2 protein-coding genes are annotated in these 21,399 nt (G+C 63.9%); both read right to left on the bottom strand.

The features are described from left to right. Positions 1-12: 12 nt before the first annotated feature. Positions 13-8,313: a non-ribosomal peptide synthetase gene (locus AWU82_RS10275; protein ID WP_064382267.1), complete on the bottom strand. Its 8,301-nt coding sequence runs from the start codon at positions 8,311-8,313 to the stop codon at positions 13-15. After that, positions 8,310-21,308, bottom strand: a complete 12,999-nt coding sequence (locus AWU82_RS10270; protein ID WP_190241575.1) for a non-ribosomal peptide synthetase — start codon at positions 21,306-21,308, stop codon at positions 8,310-8,312. Before AWU82_RS10270 ends, AWU82_RS10275 begins: the two co-directional genes overlap by 4 nt. Positions 21,309-21,399: the final 91 nt, after the last annotated feature.

Here is a 21,399-nt window from a genome sequence, read left to right as displayed (position 1 = left end):
TAAAAACGTCAATCAGGACAACACTTGCCCCGCCGCCACCGTCAGCCCGTCATGCCACCACGCTGCAAGACTGAAGACGTTGGGCGCCTTGAGGATCGTGAAGTGGTTGCCCGGGCCGTACCACACCGCCAGATCCCTGGCCTCACGCTGCCAGCCTTCGAGCATCGCCGCCTGTTCGCGCCGGTTGCCCGAGGCGTCCAGCGTCGGGTCGTCCACCAACGCCAGACGCACCGGCCCGGTGTAGGCCAGTGCTGGCCGATAGACCGTGCGCAGCGCGGTGGCGAAGGTGCGTACCGGGCCGTGCATCGCATCGGCTGATGCACGTTCGGACAGCACACCCGCGCGCACCATCCCCTCGTGCAGCAGGCGCATTTGCGTGCTGTCGTCGGCTTCGGCAAAGGCCAGCGCATCGATGCCCAGAGACTTGCCGCTGGACAGCTGCAGCGACTCGATCAGGCGTAACGACGCCGCCGTCGTGGTGTACGGCTTGCCCACCACGCTGTTGCCGCCCGGTGATTCGCTGTCGATCAGGGTCAGGGACGCCACTTCGCGCCCCGCCGCCTGCAACTGAGCTGCCATGGCGTAAGCCACCCAGCCACCGAACGAATGCCCGATCAGATGCACCGCCCCCTGCGGGTACAACTGCTCAAGCGCCCGTACATAGAACGTGGCCGCGCTTTCGACCCGGCTGTGCGGCACCGTTGCGCCGTCGAGGCCTCGAGGTTGCAGCCCATGAATCGGCCACTCCGGCCCCAGCGCCTCGGTCAGGTGGATGAACCCGGTGACACTGTCGCCGGCCCCCGGCACGCAGAAAATCGGTGCATGCCCGGTGTGACCGGTCTGAATGGTCAGGATCGGCTGATACGCCGTTGGCGCGGGCGCATTTGCCGTTTCCAGCGCCTGAGTCAGGGCCTGCCCCAGCGCCTGAACGTGCGGTGCTTTCATCATGCTCTGGTGGTCGCCCGGTACGTCGATGCAGTTCAGCTCCACACCTGGCAATTCTTCTGCCCAACCGCGCGTGGGGCTGAGTCGTGACATTGGCGCCGAACGCTCCGTGGCACGCAGCAGATGCAATGGCAAACCGATCGGGTTGATCCGGTAATGGGCCAACGCATGCCCGTGGGCCACTTCCCGGTCGAGGTATTGCCAGGCATCCGCTGCCGAGACAGCTGCCAGCTCGGGTCTGAGCAACTGCTGCTCGTGACAGTGGTTGAACAAATCGGCGAACGCCCACTGCTCAAGTTCGGTCTGCAACACCGCCAGACGCGCCAGTGCTTGCTGCTCCTGTGCCTCGTGCCCGGCCCAATGCGCCGTGCAATGCAAAAGCAATTGGCGCTTGTGCACATGTGCATCGTTCCACTGCGCCTTGTTCGGATCGGCCAGGCGCGGCACATAGGTGTCGATCAGCCCGACGAACGCCACTGACTCGTCCATCCCGAGCAGTTGCGCCGCGATTTCATAAGCCAGCGCGCCACCGAACGACCATCCGGCAAGCCGATAGGGGCCGTGGGGTTGTCTGGCGCGGATCACCTCGACCAGCCGGGCCGCCAGGCACTCCATGGTGCGCAGTTGCGTCATACCGGGATCGATACCCGGCAAGCCGTAAATCGGGAACTCGCCGCCAATATGCAGGCCCAGCGCCGGGAAATAAAGGTCACGACCACTGAACTCATGCACCAGGAACAACGGCGTGCCTTGGTCACTTGCACGCACCACGACCACGCCGTCATGCAGCGGCACAGCGTCGCTGTGCTGACACAGCAGCGTGGCAGTCCCTGCGACGGTCGGATGCTGGAACAGCTCGGCCAACGAAATCGGCCTGTCGGACTTTTGCATCAGATCGACGAGCCGCACCGCCAGCAGCGAATGCCCGCCCAGTTCGAAGAAGTTGTCATGGCGGCCTACCCGCTCGACTTGCAACACTTGCGCCCAGAGCCCGGCCAGTGATTCCTCAAGAGGATTGGCCGGCGCTTCATAGTCACGCATGACCAGCGCTTGGTGTGTCGGCGCCGGCAACGCTTTGCGATCGACCTTGCCGTTGTTGTTCAGCGGCAGGCTCTCCAGCGCCACCCAGGCAGTCGGCACCATGTACTCCGGTAACCTGGCTTGCAGCAGCGCGCGGAGAGTAGCGCCCTGCAATGCAGGATCGTGCGCCGTGTAATAGGCCACCAGCCGCGTTGGTTCCTGTCCGTCGCGTCGGGCCAGAACCACCGCTTCCTTGACCCCCGGACAGCTCAACAGGCGGTTTTCGATTTCTCCGAGCTCAATGCGGAAGCCGCGAATCTTCACCTGGTCATCATTGCGGCCGATGCATTCCAGTCGCCCCGGCGCCTGCCAGCGCACCAGGTCGCCCGTGCGATACATCAAGGCTTGCGGATTGCCGCTGAACGGATCCCGGAGGAATTTCTCGGCACTCAGTCGAGGCCGATTCAGATAACCCAGCGCAACCCCCTGACCACCGATGTACAACTCGCCGGTGACGCCGAAAGGCACCGGTTGTTGCCGGTTATCCAGCACGTACACGCGGGTATTGCCGATGGGGCCGCCAATCGAAACGCTGTCCGCATCCGGCGCCACCTCACGCACTTCGAAGGTGGTGGCGTACGTCGTGGTTTCGGTCGGGCCATAACAATGCACCAGGCGCAGGTCCGGTGCTTCGGCGAGCAGCTTTCGAAACGCCGCCGGATCGCCACGCTCCCCACCGCACAGCAGGATGCGCAGCCCTTTGAGCGCCTCGGGAATCAATTGCACGTACTGATTGAACAACGCGGTGGTGACGAAGAGGATTGTCGCCCCGCAGCGCTTCAGTTCCCGACCGAATGCCTGCGGGTCGAGCAAGGTCGCATGATCGATCACGGCCACCTGGCCACCGTTGAGCAAGGCGCCCCAGATATCCATGGTGCTCGCATCGAACGCCGGGTTCGAAGCGAATGCCACCCGGTCACTCGAGTTGAAATCGGCATAGCCGCAGTCGATCACAAGGCGGGTAATGCCGCGATGCGGCACCATGACCCCCTTCGGGGTGCCCGTGGAGCCCGAGGTGTACATGATGTACGCCAAGGCCTCCGAGGACTGAGGCACGTCCGGGTTGTGCGAAGGACTCTCGGCAAGCGCCAGGGTATCCAGATCCATTCGCCGTACCGGGTACTCGATGGCCTGATCGCTGCCGGTCAACAGCGCGACCGCCTGACAATCCTGCACCATGAATGCCTGACGCTCGGCGGGTGCGTGGATATCCAGTGGCACATAGGCCGCCGCACACTTGATGATCGCCAACTGCGCGATCAACAGTTCCAGCGAGCGTGGCAACAGAATCGCCACATGATCGCCAGGCCGTACACCTTGAGCGATGAGATGATGAGCCAGGCAGTTGGCGCTGCGGTTCAGTTCTGCGTAACTCAACACCTGCGTCCCATGCACCGCCGCGACGGCTTGCGGATGCTCGGCGGCCTGCATCTCAAAGACACGGTGCACGGTCAGCACTTGCGGACTGTTCCGAGCGCTGGCGTTGAATTCGTCGAGCAACTGCGTGCGTTCCTGATCCTCGACTATCTGCGCGTGCTCCAGCACTGCCTGGTCGTTGTTGACCATGGCCTGCAACAAGCGCTGGAAGTAACCGGCATAACGCCGTGCCGTCGCCTCATCGAAGAGCGCTGTGGCGTACTCCATCCAGCCATTTATCCCGTTGGGCGATTCACCCAGGGTCAGGGTCAGGTCGAACTTGGCGAAGTGACTCGGCTCGGCCACCGCTTCCAGGGTCAGATCCCCCAGCGCCAACACCGGTCCGTCGCTGCTGCGCCAGTTGAACATGGTCTGGAACAGCGGGCTGTGGGCCAGGCTGCGGGCCGGTCGGGCGATTTCCACCACTTGTTCGAATGGCAAGTCCTGATGATCCTGGGCCTGCAGGGTCAGCGCCTTGACCCGCGCCAGCAACGCTTCGGTACTCAACTCACCGGAGGTATCAATGCGTAACGCCAGGGTGTTGACGAACAACCCGATCAGTCCGTCGATTTCGGCCCGGAAACGGTTGGCCACCGGCGAGCCGACCACAATGTCCGACTGCCCGGCCAACCGGCTGAGCAGCATCGCCCACGCGCCCAGCATCGTCATGTACAGCGTCACGCCATGGCGCTGGCTCAAGGCTTTGAGTCCGGCGCTCAAGCGTTCGTCCAGGCAAACTTCGACGCTGCTGCCGGCGTAATCCTGTTGCGGTGGTCGCGGTCGGTCGGCAGGCAACGTCAGCAAGGCAGGCGCATCGGCCAGCGTACGTTGCCAGTATTCACTCTGGCGCTGCAAAACCTCCCCGCTCAGCCAGCGCCGCTGCCAGACGGCATAGTCGGTGTATTGCAACGCCAGCGGCGGCAAAGGGTCCGCCAACCCCTGACTGAAAGCCTGATACAACGCCATCAGCTCGCGGGTCAGCACCTCCATCGACCAACCGTCGGAGATGATGTGATGCAAGGTGATCAGCAACACATGGTGATCGTCGGCCATACGCACCAGTCGTCCGCGAATCAACGGATCATCCTGCAAGTCGAACGGGCCGGAAGCTTCCCCCTGAATCAGCGCCTGCAAGGCTTCGTCGGCCTGCGGGTGCTGGCGCAGGTCCTCGACCCGCAGCAGCACACCGCTGTCGGGCGGAGTAATCAACACCTGGGCTTCGCCGTTGTACGGCGTGAAACGGCTGCGCAGGCTTTCGTGCCGGGCGACTATCCTGGCCAGCGCCCGTTGCAGTGCATCGGCGTCGAGCACACCGCGCAGACGCAGACCGATCGGAATGTTGTAAGCCGTGTTGGCACCTTCCATCTGCGCCAGAAACCAGAAGCGCTGCTGGGAAAACGACAGCGGCAATACACCTTCCCGAGGTACCGGAAGAATCGGTGGCTGCGTCGAGCGTCCGGCCCGGGCAAGCGACTGCGCCACCGACGCCAGCTCGGCATTGGCGAACAACTCGCCGAGCGCAAGCTCCACGCCCAGCCGCTGACGCACTTGCGCGACCATGCGCATGGCCAGCAACGAATGGCCGCCCAGCTCAAAGAAATGATCCTGTCGGCCTATCCGTTCAACCTGCAGCACCTCGGCCCAGATCTGCGCCAGCGTGCATTCCAGCTCGCCTTGCGGCGCCTCGTATTCGCGAGTGAGCAGCGCCGTGCGCTCCGGCAACGGCAAGGCTTTGCGGTCCAGTTTGCCATTGGCGGTGAGCGGCAGGCTGTCGAGCCGGACGAACGCGACCGGCACCATGTACTCGGGCAACTGGCCCAGCAGATGCTCACGCAGTTGCGCCACAGCCAGTGGCTGCACCTGCGCCTGCTCGGTGAAATAGGCCACCAGCCGTGGTTGCCCGGGCTCATCTTCACGGGCCAGCAGCACCAATTCCTGAATCCCGGGAAGCTGCTGTAGACGGCTTTCGATTTCCCCCAATTCGATGCGCATGCCGCGGATTTTCACTTGATCATCGTTGCGCCCCAGGTATTCGATTGTCCCGTCCGGGCGCCAGCGGGCAAGGTCGCCGGTGCGATACAGACGCGCATTCGGGCGTTGACTGAACGGGTCCGGCAGAAAGCGTTCGGCGGTCAGTTGCGCACGGTTCAAGTAACCACGCGCCACGCCTCGGCCACCGATATACAGCTCGCCGGCCACCCCGATCGGCACCGGACGCTGTTGCTCGTCGAGCAGATACACCGAGGTATTGCTCACCGGTTTACCGATGTGCAGCGCCTCCCCCGCCTCGATCCGTCCGGACGTTGCGACTACGGTGGCTTCGGTCGGGCCATAGTTGTTGATCACATCGAAATGCTGATTGCGCGAAAACTGACGCAAGCGGTCGCCGCCGATCAGCAAGGTGCGCAATGTCGGGTGCTCGAGATGCCGGCTGAAGGCGTATTCGGCGACCGGCGTCGGCAGGAAACTCACGTCCAGCGGTTGCGCGCACCACCAGGCCAGCAGCCCGTCGACGTCTTCGCCGCCGTCCTGCGCAGGTGCCAGGTGCAGGGTCGCGCCGACGCACAGAGCTGGCCAGACTTCCCATGCCATTGCGTCGAAGCCGAACCCGGCCAGACTCGACGTATGGCGACCAGCACACAGGTCAAAGGCGCTGCTGTGCCAGTCGACCAGATTGGCCAGTGTCTGGTGTTCGACCATCACGCCCTTGGGCAAACCGGTGGAGCCCGAGGTGTAGATCACATAAGCCAGGTTCGCCTCGGACAGATCTGGTACCACCGGGTTTGCGTCATTGCCTGAGCGCCAGGTGCGCGGATCAAGATCGAGTACCGGCAGCTCCTGTCCCGGCAGCCGTGCGAGCAGGTCACTTGAAGTCAGAATCGCCACTGGCTCGCAATCGCTCAGCAGATAATTCAGGCGTTCGGCCGGATGCGCGGGGTCGATCGGCACATACCCGGCGCCTGCCTTGAGGACGGCGAGCAATCCGGCCAGGGTATCCAGCCCTCGCCGGGCGACAATGGCTACCCGGTCATCCGGTTGCACGCCCAGCTCGATCAAGCGATGTGCCAGAAGGTTGGCCTGGCGGTTCAGTTCGTGGAACGTCAGTTGCTTGTCCAGGTGCACCGCCGCCAGCGCTTGCGGTCGCGCGACGACCTGCGCCTCGAAGCGTTGATGAATTGTCTGTCCGCGAACGTATTCGACATCGCTGGCGTTGAACCCCGTCAACAGCTGTTCGCGCTCTAGGGCGGGCAACACCGACAGTTGACTCAGCGGCGTATCCGCCGCGTGCTCCAATGCCTGCAACAGGTTTTCCATGGCACACACCATATAGCCGCAGATCCGCTGCGCCTCGACTTCACGACTGGCCAGCAGCGTCAGGCTGAAGTGATCGCCAAAGTCATCGATGCTCAAGGTCAGCGGGTAATTGGTGCGTTCCTCCGCATGCAGGACGCTGATCCCCTCCCAGGCCGAGAGCGCTTCGGCACTGGCATTGGCGCTCGAGGTGCTGTGCCGATAATTGAGCAGTGAACTGAACAGCGGCGATGACCCGACCACCCCGCTGCAACGCTGGGCCAGCACCAGCGGGGCGTGCTCATGGCGCATCAGACGGGTCAGACGTGCATGGGTGGCCTTCACCGACTCACCCGCTGCCAGCGCGTCGACCTCGACCCGCAGCGGCAAGGTGTTGATGAAAATGCCCAGCGCGCGGTCGGTCGACTCCGCCCCTTGCATCCGCCCCATCAGCACGGTACCGAACACAACAGCAGATTTTCCGGTGAGTGCGTTGAGGACCTGCCCCCAGCCAAGATGGAACAGACTCGCGACACTCACCCCGAGCGACCGGGCACTGGCTCGCAGGCGCTGCCCCAGCAACGGGTCAAGTGGCACACCGCATTCTTCGATGTCGCTGCCGTCGCCATGCACGCCTTGCAGGCCGAACGGCAACGTCGGTTCGTCGATGTCACCGAGCATCTCGCGGAAAAAAACCTCGTGCTCCGACTCGCTGATGCCTAGCCGCGCCTGGGCGACATAATTGCGAAACGGTACGGGCGCTCCCAGTCTGGTGCTCTGTCCTGACAGGCACGCCTGCATTTCCTCGCTGACCACCGCGAGCGCCGAGTGGTCCATCGCCATGTGGTGAAACAGCAATATCGCGACGATACGCCCGGTCTTTGCATCCCAGGCATGGGCCAGGCGCAATAGCGGCGCGCGTGTCACGTCGAGACGAAAGTGCCGGGCGTCGAATCGCGCATGCAACTGCTCCAGGACATCGCCTTGAGCCGCATCGAGCTGCACTTCCTCCACAGGTAACCCGACACGTCGCAGGACCACTTGCACCGGCGTGTCCAGTCCTTCCCAGACGATGGCGGTGCGCAGAATGTCGTGGCGCTCGATGACGGTCTGCAGGGCCTGGACGAATGCCTCGAACCGCTCGGGTCCGCTGAACGCGAATTTCGCCTGCATCACATACGGATCACCCTGTGCAGCGCTCGCGTGGTGGTAGAGGATGCCCTCCTGCAACGGCGTCAGTGGATAGATGTCCTGGACATTGGCGCCGCCGCCAGGGATCTGCGCGACAATTTGATCGAGGGTGTCCTGATTCAGGTCAACCATTGTCAGCATCGCCGGGGTGACCCGTGTTGTGCCCGGTGAAATGCCATTGACCGGCACTGCAACCTGCCCCTCTCGTGCGGCCGAGTAATCGCCCGCCTCGATCAGCTCGATCAATGCCGACTTGTGCTCGCGCAATGCGGCCAGCAAACCTGGCTCACTCAGGGCCTGCTTGTTGCCATTGACCCGCAACTGCCCGTCCGTGATTGCCAACTGGATGTCTTTTGTCTTCAGCGTCGCCAACAGTTCATTCAGGTTCACAGGACGATCTCCATTCTTTCCGTGATGGCTGCGTAACCAGCCAGAGTCGGTTGCTCGAACAACGTCCGGACATCGGCTTCGATACCTGCCTGTTGCAGGCGCCCGATCAGGCTGACCGCCAGCAACGAATGCCCTCCCAGCTCAAAGAAATGGTCTTGCCGCCCGACGCGCTCGACCTTGAGCAATTCGCACCACAGGCGCGAAAGGAGGATTTCCATCTCGCCGACCGGCTCTTCGTATTCGCGAATGCTGACTACAGCCGAATCCGGTGCGGGCAATGCCTTGCGATCCACCTTGCCGTTGGGGCTCAGTGGAAGGCTGTCGAGCGCGACGAATGCCGACGGCACCATGTAATCCGGCAAACGTGCGAGCAGGTGTTCGCGCAACACCTCGATCCCCGGTTGCCCCGCCTCGGCGTTACAGATGAAGTACGCCACCAGACGCTCCTCACGCACCAGCACCACGGCTTCGCGCAGCGCCGGATGGCTGAGCAGTTGCGCCTCGATTTCACCCGGTTCCAGACGCAGGCCACGCAGCTTGACCTGGAAGTCGTTGCGCCCGATGAATTCGAGCTGCCCATCGGTGCGATAGCGCACCCGGTCGCCCGTGGCGTATAGCCGATCGCCGGCCACGAACGGGCTCGGGATAAACCGTTCGGCCATCAACTGCGGCAACCCCAGGTAGCCCCGCGCAACCCCGGCACCGCCAATGAACAACTGACCGATGACGCCCATCGGCACCGGCCGCTCGGCAGCATCGAGTACATACAGACGGGTGTTGTTGATCGGCCGTCCGATCGGCAACGCGCTGTCCGGTACCGCCATCGACGGCTCCAGCGTCCACACCGTGCTGTCGACCGTGGCTTCAGTCGGGCCGTAAACGTTGTGCAGACGCACCTGCGGCAAACGCTCACGTACCAGACGCGCCAGCGCCGGCGTCAGGTCGCCGCCGCCACAGAACACATCGGTGAGGCTGCTGCACTGGCTGACGTCATCCTGCTCGAGGAACTGTTGCAACAGCACCGGCACGAACTGGATCACGCTGATCCGCTGCTCGCGAATCACCTGCGCCAGATACGCCGGCTCGCGGTGCCCGTCAGGACGCGCCAGCACCAGCCGCAAACCGGCGCTCAGCGGCCAGAACAGCTCCCAGACCGAGGCGTCGAAACTGAACGGGGTTTTCTGCAACAGGGCGCCGTCCGTCACGGCGGGACACAGCTGCGAACTCCAGTGCAGCAGGTTGCCGACGCCACGATGTTCGACCATCACCCCTTTCGGCGCACCGGTCGAACCGGAGGTGTAGATCACGTAAGCCAGGTTCGAAGCGCTCAGGTTCGGCACTTGCGGGTTGTCATCCGGGTTGGATGTCCATTGCGCCTGATCCAGATCGATCACCAGCGCAGTGCTCTCGTCGAGCAAGGCGCGAGTCGCCCCATGCACCAGCACCGCCACCGGGGCGCTGTCCTTGAGCATGTAATCCAGACGCTCCTTCGGATACGCCGGATCCAGCGGCACATAGGCACCGCCCGCCTTGAGAATGCCAAGCAGACCGACGATCAGTTCCACCCCGCGCTCGACACAGATTGCCACCCGCGAATCCGGCCCCACGCCCAGTTCGCGCAGGTGATGGGCCAGACGATTGGCCCGTGCGTTGAGCTCGGTGTAGGTCAGCCGCTGCTCACCGGCCTGCAAAGCAACGGCTAGCGGCGTGCGTTGCACTTGCGCCTCGAACAGCCCGTGAACGGTTTGCTCCAGATTGTCGGCGGTGCCGGTGACGTTAAGGTCGTAAAGCACCCGCTGACGTTCTGCGCCGTCAAGGATCGGCAAGCGGTTCAGCGGCTGATCCGGTGCCTGTTCCAGAGCATCCGCCAGTGTCTCCAGCGCGGTCTGCATGTAGTCGCAGATCCGTTGCGAGCCGACGCCCGCCGGGGTCATGGCGGTGAGCACAAAACCGCTGCCCAGATCATCGACGCCCATGCTCAATGGATAGTTAGTGCGTTCTTCGCTGCTCAGGGTCTCGATGCCCTGCCAGGCCTGACGCCGGTTGTGCTGTTGCGCCTCGTCGGCGCTGTGCCGGTAATTGAGCATCGAACTGAACAGCGGCGACGGCGCGGCCACGCCGCTGCAACGCTGGGCCAGCGCCAGTGACGCGTGTTCATGGCCGAGCAGCGCACTGAGCCGCGCATGCGTCTCCCGAGCGCCTTCGCGCACCGGGGTTGCCCCCAGATCGACCCGCAGCGGCAAGGTGTTGATGAACATCCCCAACGCCCGGTCGGCCCCGTCGCCGCCCTGCATACGGCCCATCAGCACCGTGCCGAACACCACCCGCTCCTGCCCGGATGTCGCCGACAGCACCTGCGCCCACGCAAGGTGGAACAGGCTGGCCACGCTGATGCCCAGGTGCCGCGCGAGGCTGCGCAGACGCTGAGCGGTGGCAGCGGTCAGGGCCTGTTGCGTTTCCTCGATGTCGCGACCGTCTCCCTGCACATCCTGCAAGCCGAACGGCAGGGTCGACTCGTCGATGTCGCCGAGCATGTCGCGGAAGAACGCCTCGTGCTCCTGCTCGCTGACGCCCAGCCGCGCCTGCGCCACGTAGTTGCGGTAAGGCACGGCCGCGCCGAGCGAGGCTTCATGCCCTTGCAGGCAGGCGAGCATTTCCTGCTGCACCACGTCCAGCGCGGTGTGATCGAGCACGAGATGGTGGAACAGCAACATCGCGACCACCCGACCGTGGGCTGGATCACGGGCATACACCAGACGCAGCAACGGTGCCTGGCTGATGTCGAGGCGGTAGTGCCGGGCATCGAAATGCTCGTGCAACTGCTCAAGAACGTCGCCATCCGCCGGGTCGAACAGGATCTCCTGCACCGGCAACTCGACGTGACGCCATACCACTTGCATCGGCTCGGCCAGTTTCTGCCAGATCACCGCCGTGCGCAGGATGTCGTGGCGTGCAATGACCTTGCGCAGCGCCGCCGCGAAGCTGTCGAGCCGCTCGAGGCTGTCGAACGCCAGCCACGATTGCAGCAAGTACGGGTCGCCCTGCTCCGCACTCAGGTGGTGATAAAGGATGCCTTCCTGCAACGGCGCCAGCGGATAAATATCCTGCACGTTGGCGGCGCCCCCCGGCACTGTGGCAAGGATCCGGTCGATGCTTGGCTGATCCAGTTCGGTCAGGCTCAGCAACTCCGGAGTGATGCGGGTGCAGTCGGCAGGAATGCGGTTGGCCGGCACTTCGATCTCGCGACCGCTGCCCACCGCTGCCGCCAGGGCTGCCAGGGTCGGCTGGCTGAATAGCACACGCACATCGGTGTTCAGGCCGATCTGGCGCAGGCGTTCGATCAGGGTGACGGCCAGCAACGAGTGGCCGCCCAGTTCGAAGAAGTTGTCGTGGCGACCGACTTTTTCCAGCTTCAGAACATCGGCCCAGATCTGCGCCAGCGCAGTTTCCACCGGGCCTTGCGGAGCTTCGTATTCGCGGCGTAGCCAGGCGCTTTGATCCGGTTCCGGCAAGGCCTTGCGGTCGAGTTTGCCGTTGGCGGTCAGCGGCAAGGCGTCGAGGCGCACGTAAGCCGCCGGGATCAGCGCTTGCGGCAAGCGGGTTTGCAGATGATTGCGCAACGCTTCGATATCGGTCGGCGCACGCTCGGTGAACCACACCAGCAACTGCCCGTCGCGCACCAACGCTACTGCGTCCTGCACTGCTGGATGGCTGGCCAGCGCTGCTTCGATTTCCCCCAGTTCAACCCGCACGCCGCGCAGTTTCACCTGATCGTCGTTGCGGCCCAGGTATTCGATGTTGCCGTCTGCCAGCCAGCGTGCGAGGTCGCCAGTGCGGTACATGCGTCCTTCGTTGAACGGATCCTTCAGGAAGCGTTCGGCGGTCAGCTCGGGACGGTTCAGGTAACCCCGCGCCACGCCGGCGCCGGCGACGTACAACTCCCCCGTCACACCTACTGGCACGGGGCGTTGCTGGTCATCGAGCAAGTAGATACGGGCATTGGCCATCGGCCGGCCGATGTGCAGCGGTTGCCCGACTTCGACCGGACCAGAGGTGGCGACCACCGTGGCTTCGGTCGGGCCGTAGTTATTGATGACCGCGAAAGTCTGTTCGCGGTTGAACTGCCGCAGCTTGTCGCCGCCGATCAGCAAGGTACGCAGGGTCGGGTGTTGCAGCTCGCGGCTGAAGGCGTATTCGGCCACCGGCGTCGGCAGGAAACTCACTTGCAACGGCTGCGCCCGCCACCAGTCGAGCAGTTCGTCCAGATGTTCATTGCTCACCGATTCCGGCGGCAGGTGCAACGTCGCGCCGACGCACAGCGCCGGCCAGACTTCCCAGGCCATCGCATCAAAGCCAAACCCGGCCACGCTGGCGGTGTGGCTGCCGGCGTGCAGGTCGAAGGCGTCGGTGTGCCAGTGGACAAGATTTTCCAGGGTCGCGTGCTCGACCATCACGCCTTTTGGCTGGCCAGTGGAGCCCGAGGTGTAGATCACATAGGCCAGGTTGTCCGGCGTAAAATCGGCGACCTGCGGGTCAGCATCCGACAGGCCTTGCCAGCTCTCATGAGCGAGATCAATCACCGGCACACCTGTCTGATTCGGCAAATCCACGTCGCGAACCAGTACCACTGCCGGCGCACTGTCGGCCAGCATATAAGCGATGCGCTCGGGCGGATAAGCCGGGTCGACCGGTACATAAGCGGCGCCGGCCTTGAGGATCGCCAGCAACCCGACCAGCATCTCCGGGCTGCGTTTGAGACAGATCGCCACTCGCGTATCGGTGGTAACACCTAGCCCCCGCAGATGATGGGCCAGGCGATTGGCGCGCTGGTTCAATTGCCTGAACGTCAGGCGCTGCGTGCCCGCCTGAACCGCCACGGCCTCCGGCGTGCGCGCAACCTGCGCTTCGAACAGACGATGAACACCTTGCGCTGACGGGTAAACCGCCGTGCTCGCGTTGAAGTCGCCAAGCAGCTGCGCGCGCGCCGCCTGCGACAGGACGCTGAGACGTTCAAAGGCCTGTCCGGGGTTGTCAGCCAACGCTGCCGCCAGCTCCGTCAGAGCGCTGTGCATCAGCTCGCAGACTCGCTGCGCCCCCACATGATCCGGGGTCAGCACCGACAGGCTGAAGGCATCGCCCTGGTCATTGATGCTCAGGGTCAGCGGATAATTCGTGCGTCCGTCCTGGGCCAGGAATTCGATGCCCTGCCAGACCGGATCAACCGTCTGTCGCGCAGCGTCGTGGCCGCTGTGTCGATAGTTGAGTACCGCGCTGAACAGCGGCAAAGGCGCGGCCACGGCGCTGCAACGCTGAGCCAGTGCCAGCGACGCATGTTCGTGTCCCAGTAAAGCCGCCAGCCGCTCATGAACCGTGCGGACCGCTTCACTCACACTCTGTCCGTCTACCTGCACGCGCAGCGGCAAGGTGTTGATGAACATCCCCAATGCCTGATCCGCGCCCTCGCCGCCTTGCATGCGGCCCAGCAGCACGGTGCCGAACACCACGTCCCGGCGTCCGGAAGTCGCCGCCAGCACCCGCGCCCAGGCAAGATGAAACAGGCTCGCGACGCTGACCCCGTATTGCCGCGCCTGGCGACGCAAGTGCCAATTCAATTCCACCGGCAGCGTAAGCGAGTGCTCCTCGATGTTGCGACCATCGCCCTGGACGTCCTGCAATCCGAACGGCAGGGTCGGCTCGTCAATATCTCCGAGCATTTCCCGGAAGAAGGTTTCGTGTTCGTCCTCGCTGATGCCCTGGCGGGCCTGATGGACGTAGTTACGGTACGGCGCGGCGGGCGGCAAAGACTCAAGCTGTCCCGGCAGATACACCTGCATGTCCCGGCGAACCACCTCCAGCGCCGTGTGATCCAGCACGACGTGATGGAACAACAACACGCCTGCCACCCGGTCATGCAGCGGATCTTCGGCGTACATCAGACGGATCAGCGGTGCCTGACCGAGGTCGAGGCGAAAATCCCGGGCATCGAATCGTGCACGCAACTGATGGAGGATATCGCCATCCAGCGGATTCAGAGCGACCGGTTGCACCGCCAGCGCAGCCTCTCGCCACACCACTTGCTGCGGGCTCGGCAATCCTTCCCAAACCAGACTGGTGCGCAGGATGTCGTGGCGCGCGATCACCTTTTGCAAGGCGTTGGCAAAAGCGTGCAAGCGCTCGACGCTGGCAAAGGCGAGGCATGATTGCAGCAAGTACGGATCGCCCTGCTCTGCGCTCAAGTGGTGATAAAGGATGCCTTCCTGCAACGGCGCCAGCGGATAAATGTCCTGCACGTTGGCGGCACCGCCCGGCACCGTGGCAACGATCCGGTCGATGCTTGGCTGATCCAGTTCGGTCAGGCTCAGCAACTCCGGAGTGATGCGGGTGCAGTCGGCAGGAATGCGGTTGGCCGGCACTTCGATTTCGCGCCCGCTGCCCACCGCCGTAGCCAGGGCTGCCAGGGTTGGCTGGCTAAACAACACGCGCACATCGGTATTCAGGCCGATCTGGCGCAGGCGTTCGATCAGGCTCACGGCCAGCAACGAGTGGCCGCCCAGTTCGAAGAAATTGTCGTGGCGTCCGACTTTTTCCAGCTTCAGAACATCGGCCCAGATCTGCGCCAGCGCGGTTTCCACCGGGCCTTGCGGGGCTTCGTATTCGCGGCTGAGCCAGGCGCTTTGATCCGGATCCGGCAAGGCCTTGCGGTCGAGTTTGCCGTTGGCGGTCAGCGGCAAGGCGTCGAGGCGCACGTAAGCCGCCGGGATCAGGGCTTGTGGCAAGCGGGTTTGCAGATGATTGCGCAGGGCTTCGATATCGGTCGGCGCTCGCTCGGTGAACCACACCAGCAACTGGCCGTCGCGCACCAGCGCTACTGCGTCCTGCACCGCCGGATGGCTGGCCAGCGCCGCTTCGATTTCCCGCAGTTCGACCCGCACACCGCGCAGTTTCACCTGATCGTCATTGCGTCCCAGGTATTCGATGTTGCCGTCTGCCAGCCAGCGTGCGAGGTCGCCGGTGCGGTACATGCGCCCTTCGTTGAACGGATCTTTCAGGAAGCGCTCGGCGGTCAGCTCGGGACGGTTCAGGTAGCCCCGTGCGACACCGGCGCCGGCGACGTACAACTCGCCGGTGACGCCTACCGGCACCGGACGTTGCTGGTCATCGAGCAGATATACCTTGGCGTTGGCCATCGGCCGGCCGATGTGCAGCGGCTGGCCGACTTCGACCGGGCCGGACGTCGCGACCACCGTGGCTTCGGTCGGGCCGTAGTTGTTGATGACCGCGAAAGTCTGTTCGCGATTGAACTGCCGCAGCTTGTCGCCGCCGATCAGCAAGGTGCGTAGGGTCGGATGTTGCAGCTCGCGGCTGAAGGCATATTCGGCCACCGGCGTCGGCAGGAAGCTGACCTGCAACGGCTGCGCCCGCCACCAGTCGAGCAACTCGTCCAGGTGCTCGTTGCGCACCGTTTCCGGCGGCAGGTGCAATGTCGCACCGACGCACAATGCCGGCCAGACTTCCCAGGCCATCGCATCAAAGCCAAACCCGGCCACGCTGGCGGTGTGGCTGCCGGCGTGCAGGTCGAAGGCTTCGGCGTGCCAGTGCACAAGGTTTTCCAGGGTCGCGTGTTCGACCATCACGCCTTTCGGCTGGCCGGTGGAGCCTGAGGTGTAGATCACGTAGGCCAGATGTGCCGGGGTCAGTTCCGGCAACTGTGGATTGCTGTCCGGCAGATGCTGCCAGGCGTCGCTGTCAAGGTTGATCACCGGCACGGCCCCCAGCAGGTCGCGGGTGGCCGTCTGTGCCAGGACCGCCACCGGATCGCTGTCCTGCAACAGGTAAGCGATCCGTTCTGCCGGATGCGTGGGATCGACCGGGACATAACCGGCGCCCGCCTTGAGGATCGCCAGCAGCCCGACCAGCATCTGCGGACCACGCTGCACGCAGAGCGCAACGCGATCGTCCGGTCGTACACCGAGGCCGATCAAGTGATGGGCCAGGCGGTTGGCGCGGCGGTTCAAGCCGTCGTAGCTCAGACTTTGCCCGCCCTGCAGCACTGCCACAGCGTCGGGTTGGCTCGCCGCTCGCGCTTCAAACAATTGGTGCACCACATGGCCGTGGGCAAAGTCGCGACCGGTGACATTGAAACCGACCAGCACGCGCTGGCGTTCGGCCGCCGACAGGATCGACACCTGATTCATTAACGCATGGCGATCCTGCTCCAGCGCGCTGAGCAAATTGTCCAACGCCGTTTGCAGATAATCGCAGACCCGCGCGCCATCCACGTCGGGCACTGCCTGGACAGAAAGCCGGAAGCCCTGTCCAAGGTCGTCGACGCTGACCACCAGCGGATAGTTGCTGCGCTCACGAGAATCGAGAATCCGGATGCCTTCCCATCCCGGCGTCGCCGTCTGTTGCGCACTGTGGCGATAGTTGAGCAAGGTATTGAACAGCGGTTCCGATCCCGTCACGCCACTGCAACGTTGGGCCAGCATCAGCGGCGCCTGCTCATGCACCAGCAGTTGCGCCAGACGCTCGTGGGTCGCCCTGACACCCGCCTCCACCGCCATCGCCCCGACATGGACCCGCAGCGGCAGGGTATTGATGAACATACCCAACGAACGATCGGCGCCCTCTCCCCCCTGCATGCGCCCCAGCAACACCGTGCCGAATACCACCTCCTCGCGCCCGCAGACCTGCGCAAGCACCTGGCCCCAGGCCTGATGCACCAGACTCGCAACACTGATGCCCAGCGTGCGGGCCTGATTGCGCAAGCGCCCGGCAAGACGCTCATCCAGTGCCCGTTCGCTGTCCACGATGCCGGTGCCATCGCCGAGTACATCCCGCAGGCCGAACGCCAGGGTCGGCTCAACGATGTCGCCGAGCATCTCGCGAAAGAACGCTTCATGGGCCTCGGCATTCGAGCCGAGACGAGCCTGAGCGACATAGTTGCGGTATTGCACGGGGGACGGCAGCGCACCGACTTGCCCGTGAAGGGCATCGCTCATCTCGGCCACCAACACCTCAAGCGCGGTGTGATCGAGCACGATGTGGTGCAACAGCAGGATCCCGACCCAGCGGTTTTGCAACGGGTCTTCGGTGTAGGCGAAGCGCATCAACGGCGCACGTTGCAAGTCCAGGCGATAGTGTCGCGGATCGAAACGCGCCTGCATTTGCTGCAACACATCACCGTCCTGCGGATCGGCATCCACCCGCTCCAGTGCCAGCGGCGCCGCACGCCACACCACTTGCACCGGCTCCTCAAGGTTTTCCCTGACCACACTGGTACGCAGGATGTCATGCCGAGCGATGACGCTGTTCAACGCGCGAACGAACGCCTTGATCTGCGCCAGTCCGTCGAAGGCGAACTGCGCTTGCAGCACGTACGGGTCACCGTCGGCAATGGCCAGATGGTGATAGAGGATGCCCGCCTGCAACGGTGCCAGGGCGTAGATGTCCTGCACGTTGTCGATACCGCCCTCGACGGTCTCGACGATACGGTCGATGGCCGCTTGATCCAGCGTGGCCAGCGGCAGCATGTCCGGGGTGATGCGGGTGCAACCGGGTTTGATGCGGTTGGCCGGCACGCTGACCCTGGCGTCCCCTCCCAGCGTCGCCGCGAGTGCCGCCACGCTCGGCTGGCCGAATAGCACGCGGACGTCGCACTGCATGTCCTGCTGACGCATGCGCTCGATCAGCTTCACCGCCAGCAGCGAATGACCGCCCAGCTCGAAGAAATTGTCATGCCTGCCCACCTGCTCCAGCCCGAGCAAGGTCTGCCAGATCACAGCGATGCGGGTTTCGATTTCGCCGAGCGGTGCTTCAAACGCCCGCCGGGCGAAGGCTTCGTTATCCGGCTGCGGCAACGCCCGGCGATCGAGTTTGCCGTTGGCTGTCAGCGGGAAGGCATCGAGGCGCACGAACGCGCCCGGCACCATATGCTCGGCCAGCGATGCCAGCAGGTGATCGCGCAATTGCGCAACGCTCGGTTCGACACCTTCGGCGGCCAGCCAGTAGGCCACCAGACGCGTGTCGCCGGGGCTGTCCTCGCGGGCGATCACCAGCGCATCGCGCACGCCGTCGCAGGCGGCAAGACGTGCCTGGATCTCGCCAAGTTCGATACGGAAACCACGGATTTTCACCTGATCGTCGTTGCGTCCCAGGTATTCGAGTTCGCCCTCCACCGTCCACCGAGCCAGATCGCCGGTCTTGTACAAACGCGCTTCGGCATGCCCGCTGAACGGATCGGCGATAAAGCGCTCGGCGGTCAACGCCTCACGATTCAGATACCCACGGGCAACCCCGGCGCCGCCGACGTACAACTCACCGGTCACTCCGGCCGGCACGGGTTCTCGCCGGGCATCGAGGACGTACAGCTGCAGGTCGGGAATGCGCACGCCGATCGGACTGCTGGCGGTCAGTTGCGCGTCTGCCGCCACCAGCGGTCGATAGGTCACATGCACCGTGGTTTCGGTGATGCCGTACATGTTCACCAGCCGGGTGCCGGCGTTGCCGATCCGCGCGTACCAGGGTTTGAGCGATCCCGGATCCAGCGCCTCACCGCCAAAAATCACATCGCGCAGCGAATGCTGCAACGGGCTGCGGCCCTGCGCGGCGACCAACTGGCGGAACGCGCTTGGTGTCTGGTTGAGTACGGTGACACCCGAGCGGCAGAGCAACGCATAGCACTCGTCCGGCGAGCGACTGATGTGTTGCGGCACCACCAGCAACTGTCCGCCGTACGCCAGCGCACCCCAGATTTCCCAGACCGAGAAATCAAAGGCAAACGAGTGGAACAACGCCCAGACGTCTTGCGCATTAAACCGGAACCAATCGTGGGTCGCGCCAAACAGGCGTGCCACGTTGCGGTGCTCGACCATCACGCCTTTGGGCAGCCCGGTGGAACCCGAGGTGTAGATCACGTAGGCCAGATGCGCCGGATTCAAGTCCGGGATCTGCGGATTGAACAGCGGTTCGGTGCGCAATCCGTGGTCGTCGAGATCGATCTGCGGCACGGAGAGCCCGGCAATCCGATCCAGAGTCGCGGTCTGCATCAGCACCGCCACCGGCGCACTGTCTTGCAGGGTGAAGGTGATCCGCTCCAGCGGATAAGCCGGATCGATCGGCACATAACCGGCACCCGCCTTGAGCACACCGAGCAGGCCGACGATCATTTGCGGACCGCGCTCAACGCAGATCGCTACCCGGTCATCCGGACGAATGCCGAGGGCGAGCAAACGGTGGGCCACCTGGTTGGCCTGGCGGTTGAGGGCTTCATAAGTGTAAGTACGGCCCTCGAACAGCAAGGCGACCGCCTCGGGCCGGGTGTGCGCATGGGCTTCGAATTGCTGATGGATCAAAGGCGTGTCGGCAAACTTCGCCTTTGGTGTATTGACGCCATGCAGCCAGTGTTCTCGCTCGGCAGGCGGCAGTATGTTCAGGCTGTGCAATGCGGCTTGCGGATCGTTCTGCAACGCATCGACGAGACTTTCCAGTGCCGTGCGCAGGTAACCGGCGATGCGTGAGGCGCCAAGCGTCACGTCGGCCAGCACCGTGATGCGCAAGTCCTGACCGAGGTCATCGATGTTGACGGTCAGCGGGTAATTGGTGCGCTCGCGGGCACCCAACACGTGCACTCCCGGCGACAGCTCGATCACTTCGGCGACTTCCTCCACGCTGCTGTGGCGGTAGTTGAGCATGGCGCTGAACAGCGGCGTCGGCACCGCCACGGCGCTGCAACGCTGGGCCAGTGCCAGGGACGCCTGCTCATGGGCGAGCAGCGCGGTCAGGCGCCGGTGCGTCGCCAGCACGCCGTCATGAACGCTCGACGCGCCGACATCCACCCGCAAAGGCAGCGTATTGATGAACATCCCCAAGGCCTGTTCGACACCGTCAGCCGCGTTCATCCGTCCCAACAGAACGGTGCCGAACACCACCGCCGAGCGCCCGCACAACTGCCCCAGCACGCGTGCCATGGCCAGGTGCATCAGGCTCGCCACACTCACCCCCGATTGTCGCGCGTGGGTCCGCAGGCGCTGGCTCAAATCGCTGTCGAGCATGCACGCGACTTCCTCGATGCCCTGCCCGTCACCTTGTACATCGTGCAAGCCACCGGGCAGCGTCGGCTCGTCGATGTCGCCGAGCATCTCGCGGAAAAAGGCTTGATGCGCTTGCTCATCCGACCCCAGACGTGCCCTCGCCAGGTGGTCGCGAAACGGCACCGCCCTCGCGACTTCGGCATCGCGGCCGGACAGGTAGGCCTGAATTTCCCGGCGTACCACATCGAGCGCGACGTGATCCATGATCATGTGATGGAACAGCAACAATGCGACCACCCGGTCGTTGGCCGGATCCTCGGCGAACACCAGCCGCAGCAACGGGGCCTGTTGCAGGTCGAGGCGGAAGTATTGTGGGTCGTGGCGTGCCAGTAATTGCGCGAGTACATCCTCACGGTCATTCAGATCGACTTCCTCACAGACCAGCGGGGCTTCACGCCAGACCACCTGCACAGGTTCGTCCAGATGTTCCCAGAGGATCGCGGTGCGCAAAATGTCATGGCGCTCGATCACCCGACGCAACGCTTCGGTGAATGCCTCCAGCCGTTCGCGACTGTCGAACGTGAACCGCGCCTGCGACACATAGGGATCCCCCTCCGGCGCGGAGAGATGGTGATAAAGCAGCCCCTCCTGCAATGGCGCCAGCGGATAGATGTCCTGCACGTTCGCCACGCCGCCCGGCACGGTGGCGACGATACGGTCGATGGCCGACTGATCCAGCTGCACCAGCGGCAGCATGTCCGGGGTGATGCGCAGCGCCGGGCTCGACCAGTCGCCGCCGTGGCTCGCCACCAGTTCCAGCAACTGCGCCTTGTGTTTGGCGAGGCTGTCCCACAACGCATCGTCCAGTGCGTCGTCATCGCCCAGAATGACCAGGTCTTCATCGTCCTGTTGAAGGCGGATCGCATGGGTGGAAATAACAGCCATCAGCTCGCGAAATTGCATGGGGGTAACCTGCTGTAAATTCAGAAAAAAGGAGCGCGCAGCGGCGAGTCCGTACGGCGGCGCGCAGCCTGGAAAAGCTAAAACATCGGGG

Origin of the sequence: Pseudomonas glycinae (genome assembly GCF_001594225.2) — a bacterium.
GTDB lineage: Bacteria > Pseudomonadota > Gammaproteobacteria > Pseudomonadales > Pseudomonadaceae > Aquipseudomonas > Aquipseudomonas glycinae.
The sequence above is the reverse complement of the archived record's forward strand: the minus strand, read 5'-3'. Positions and strand labels throughout refer to the sequence as shown.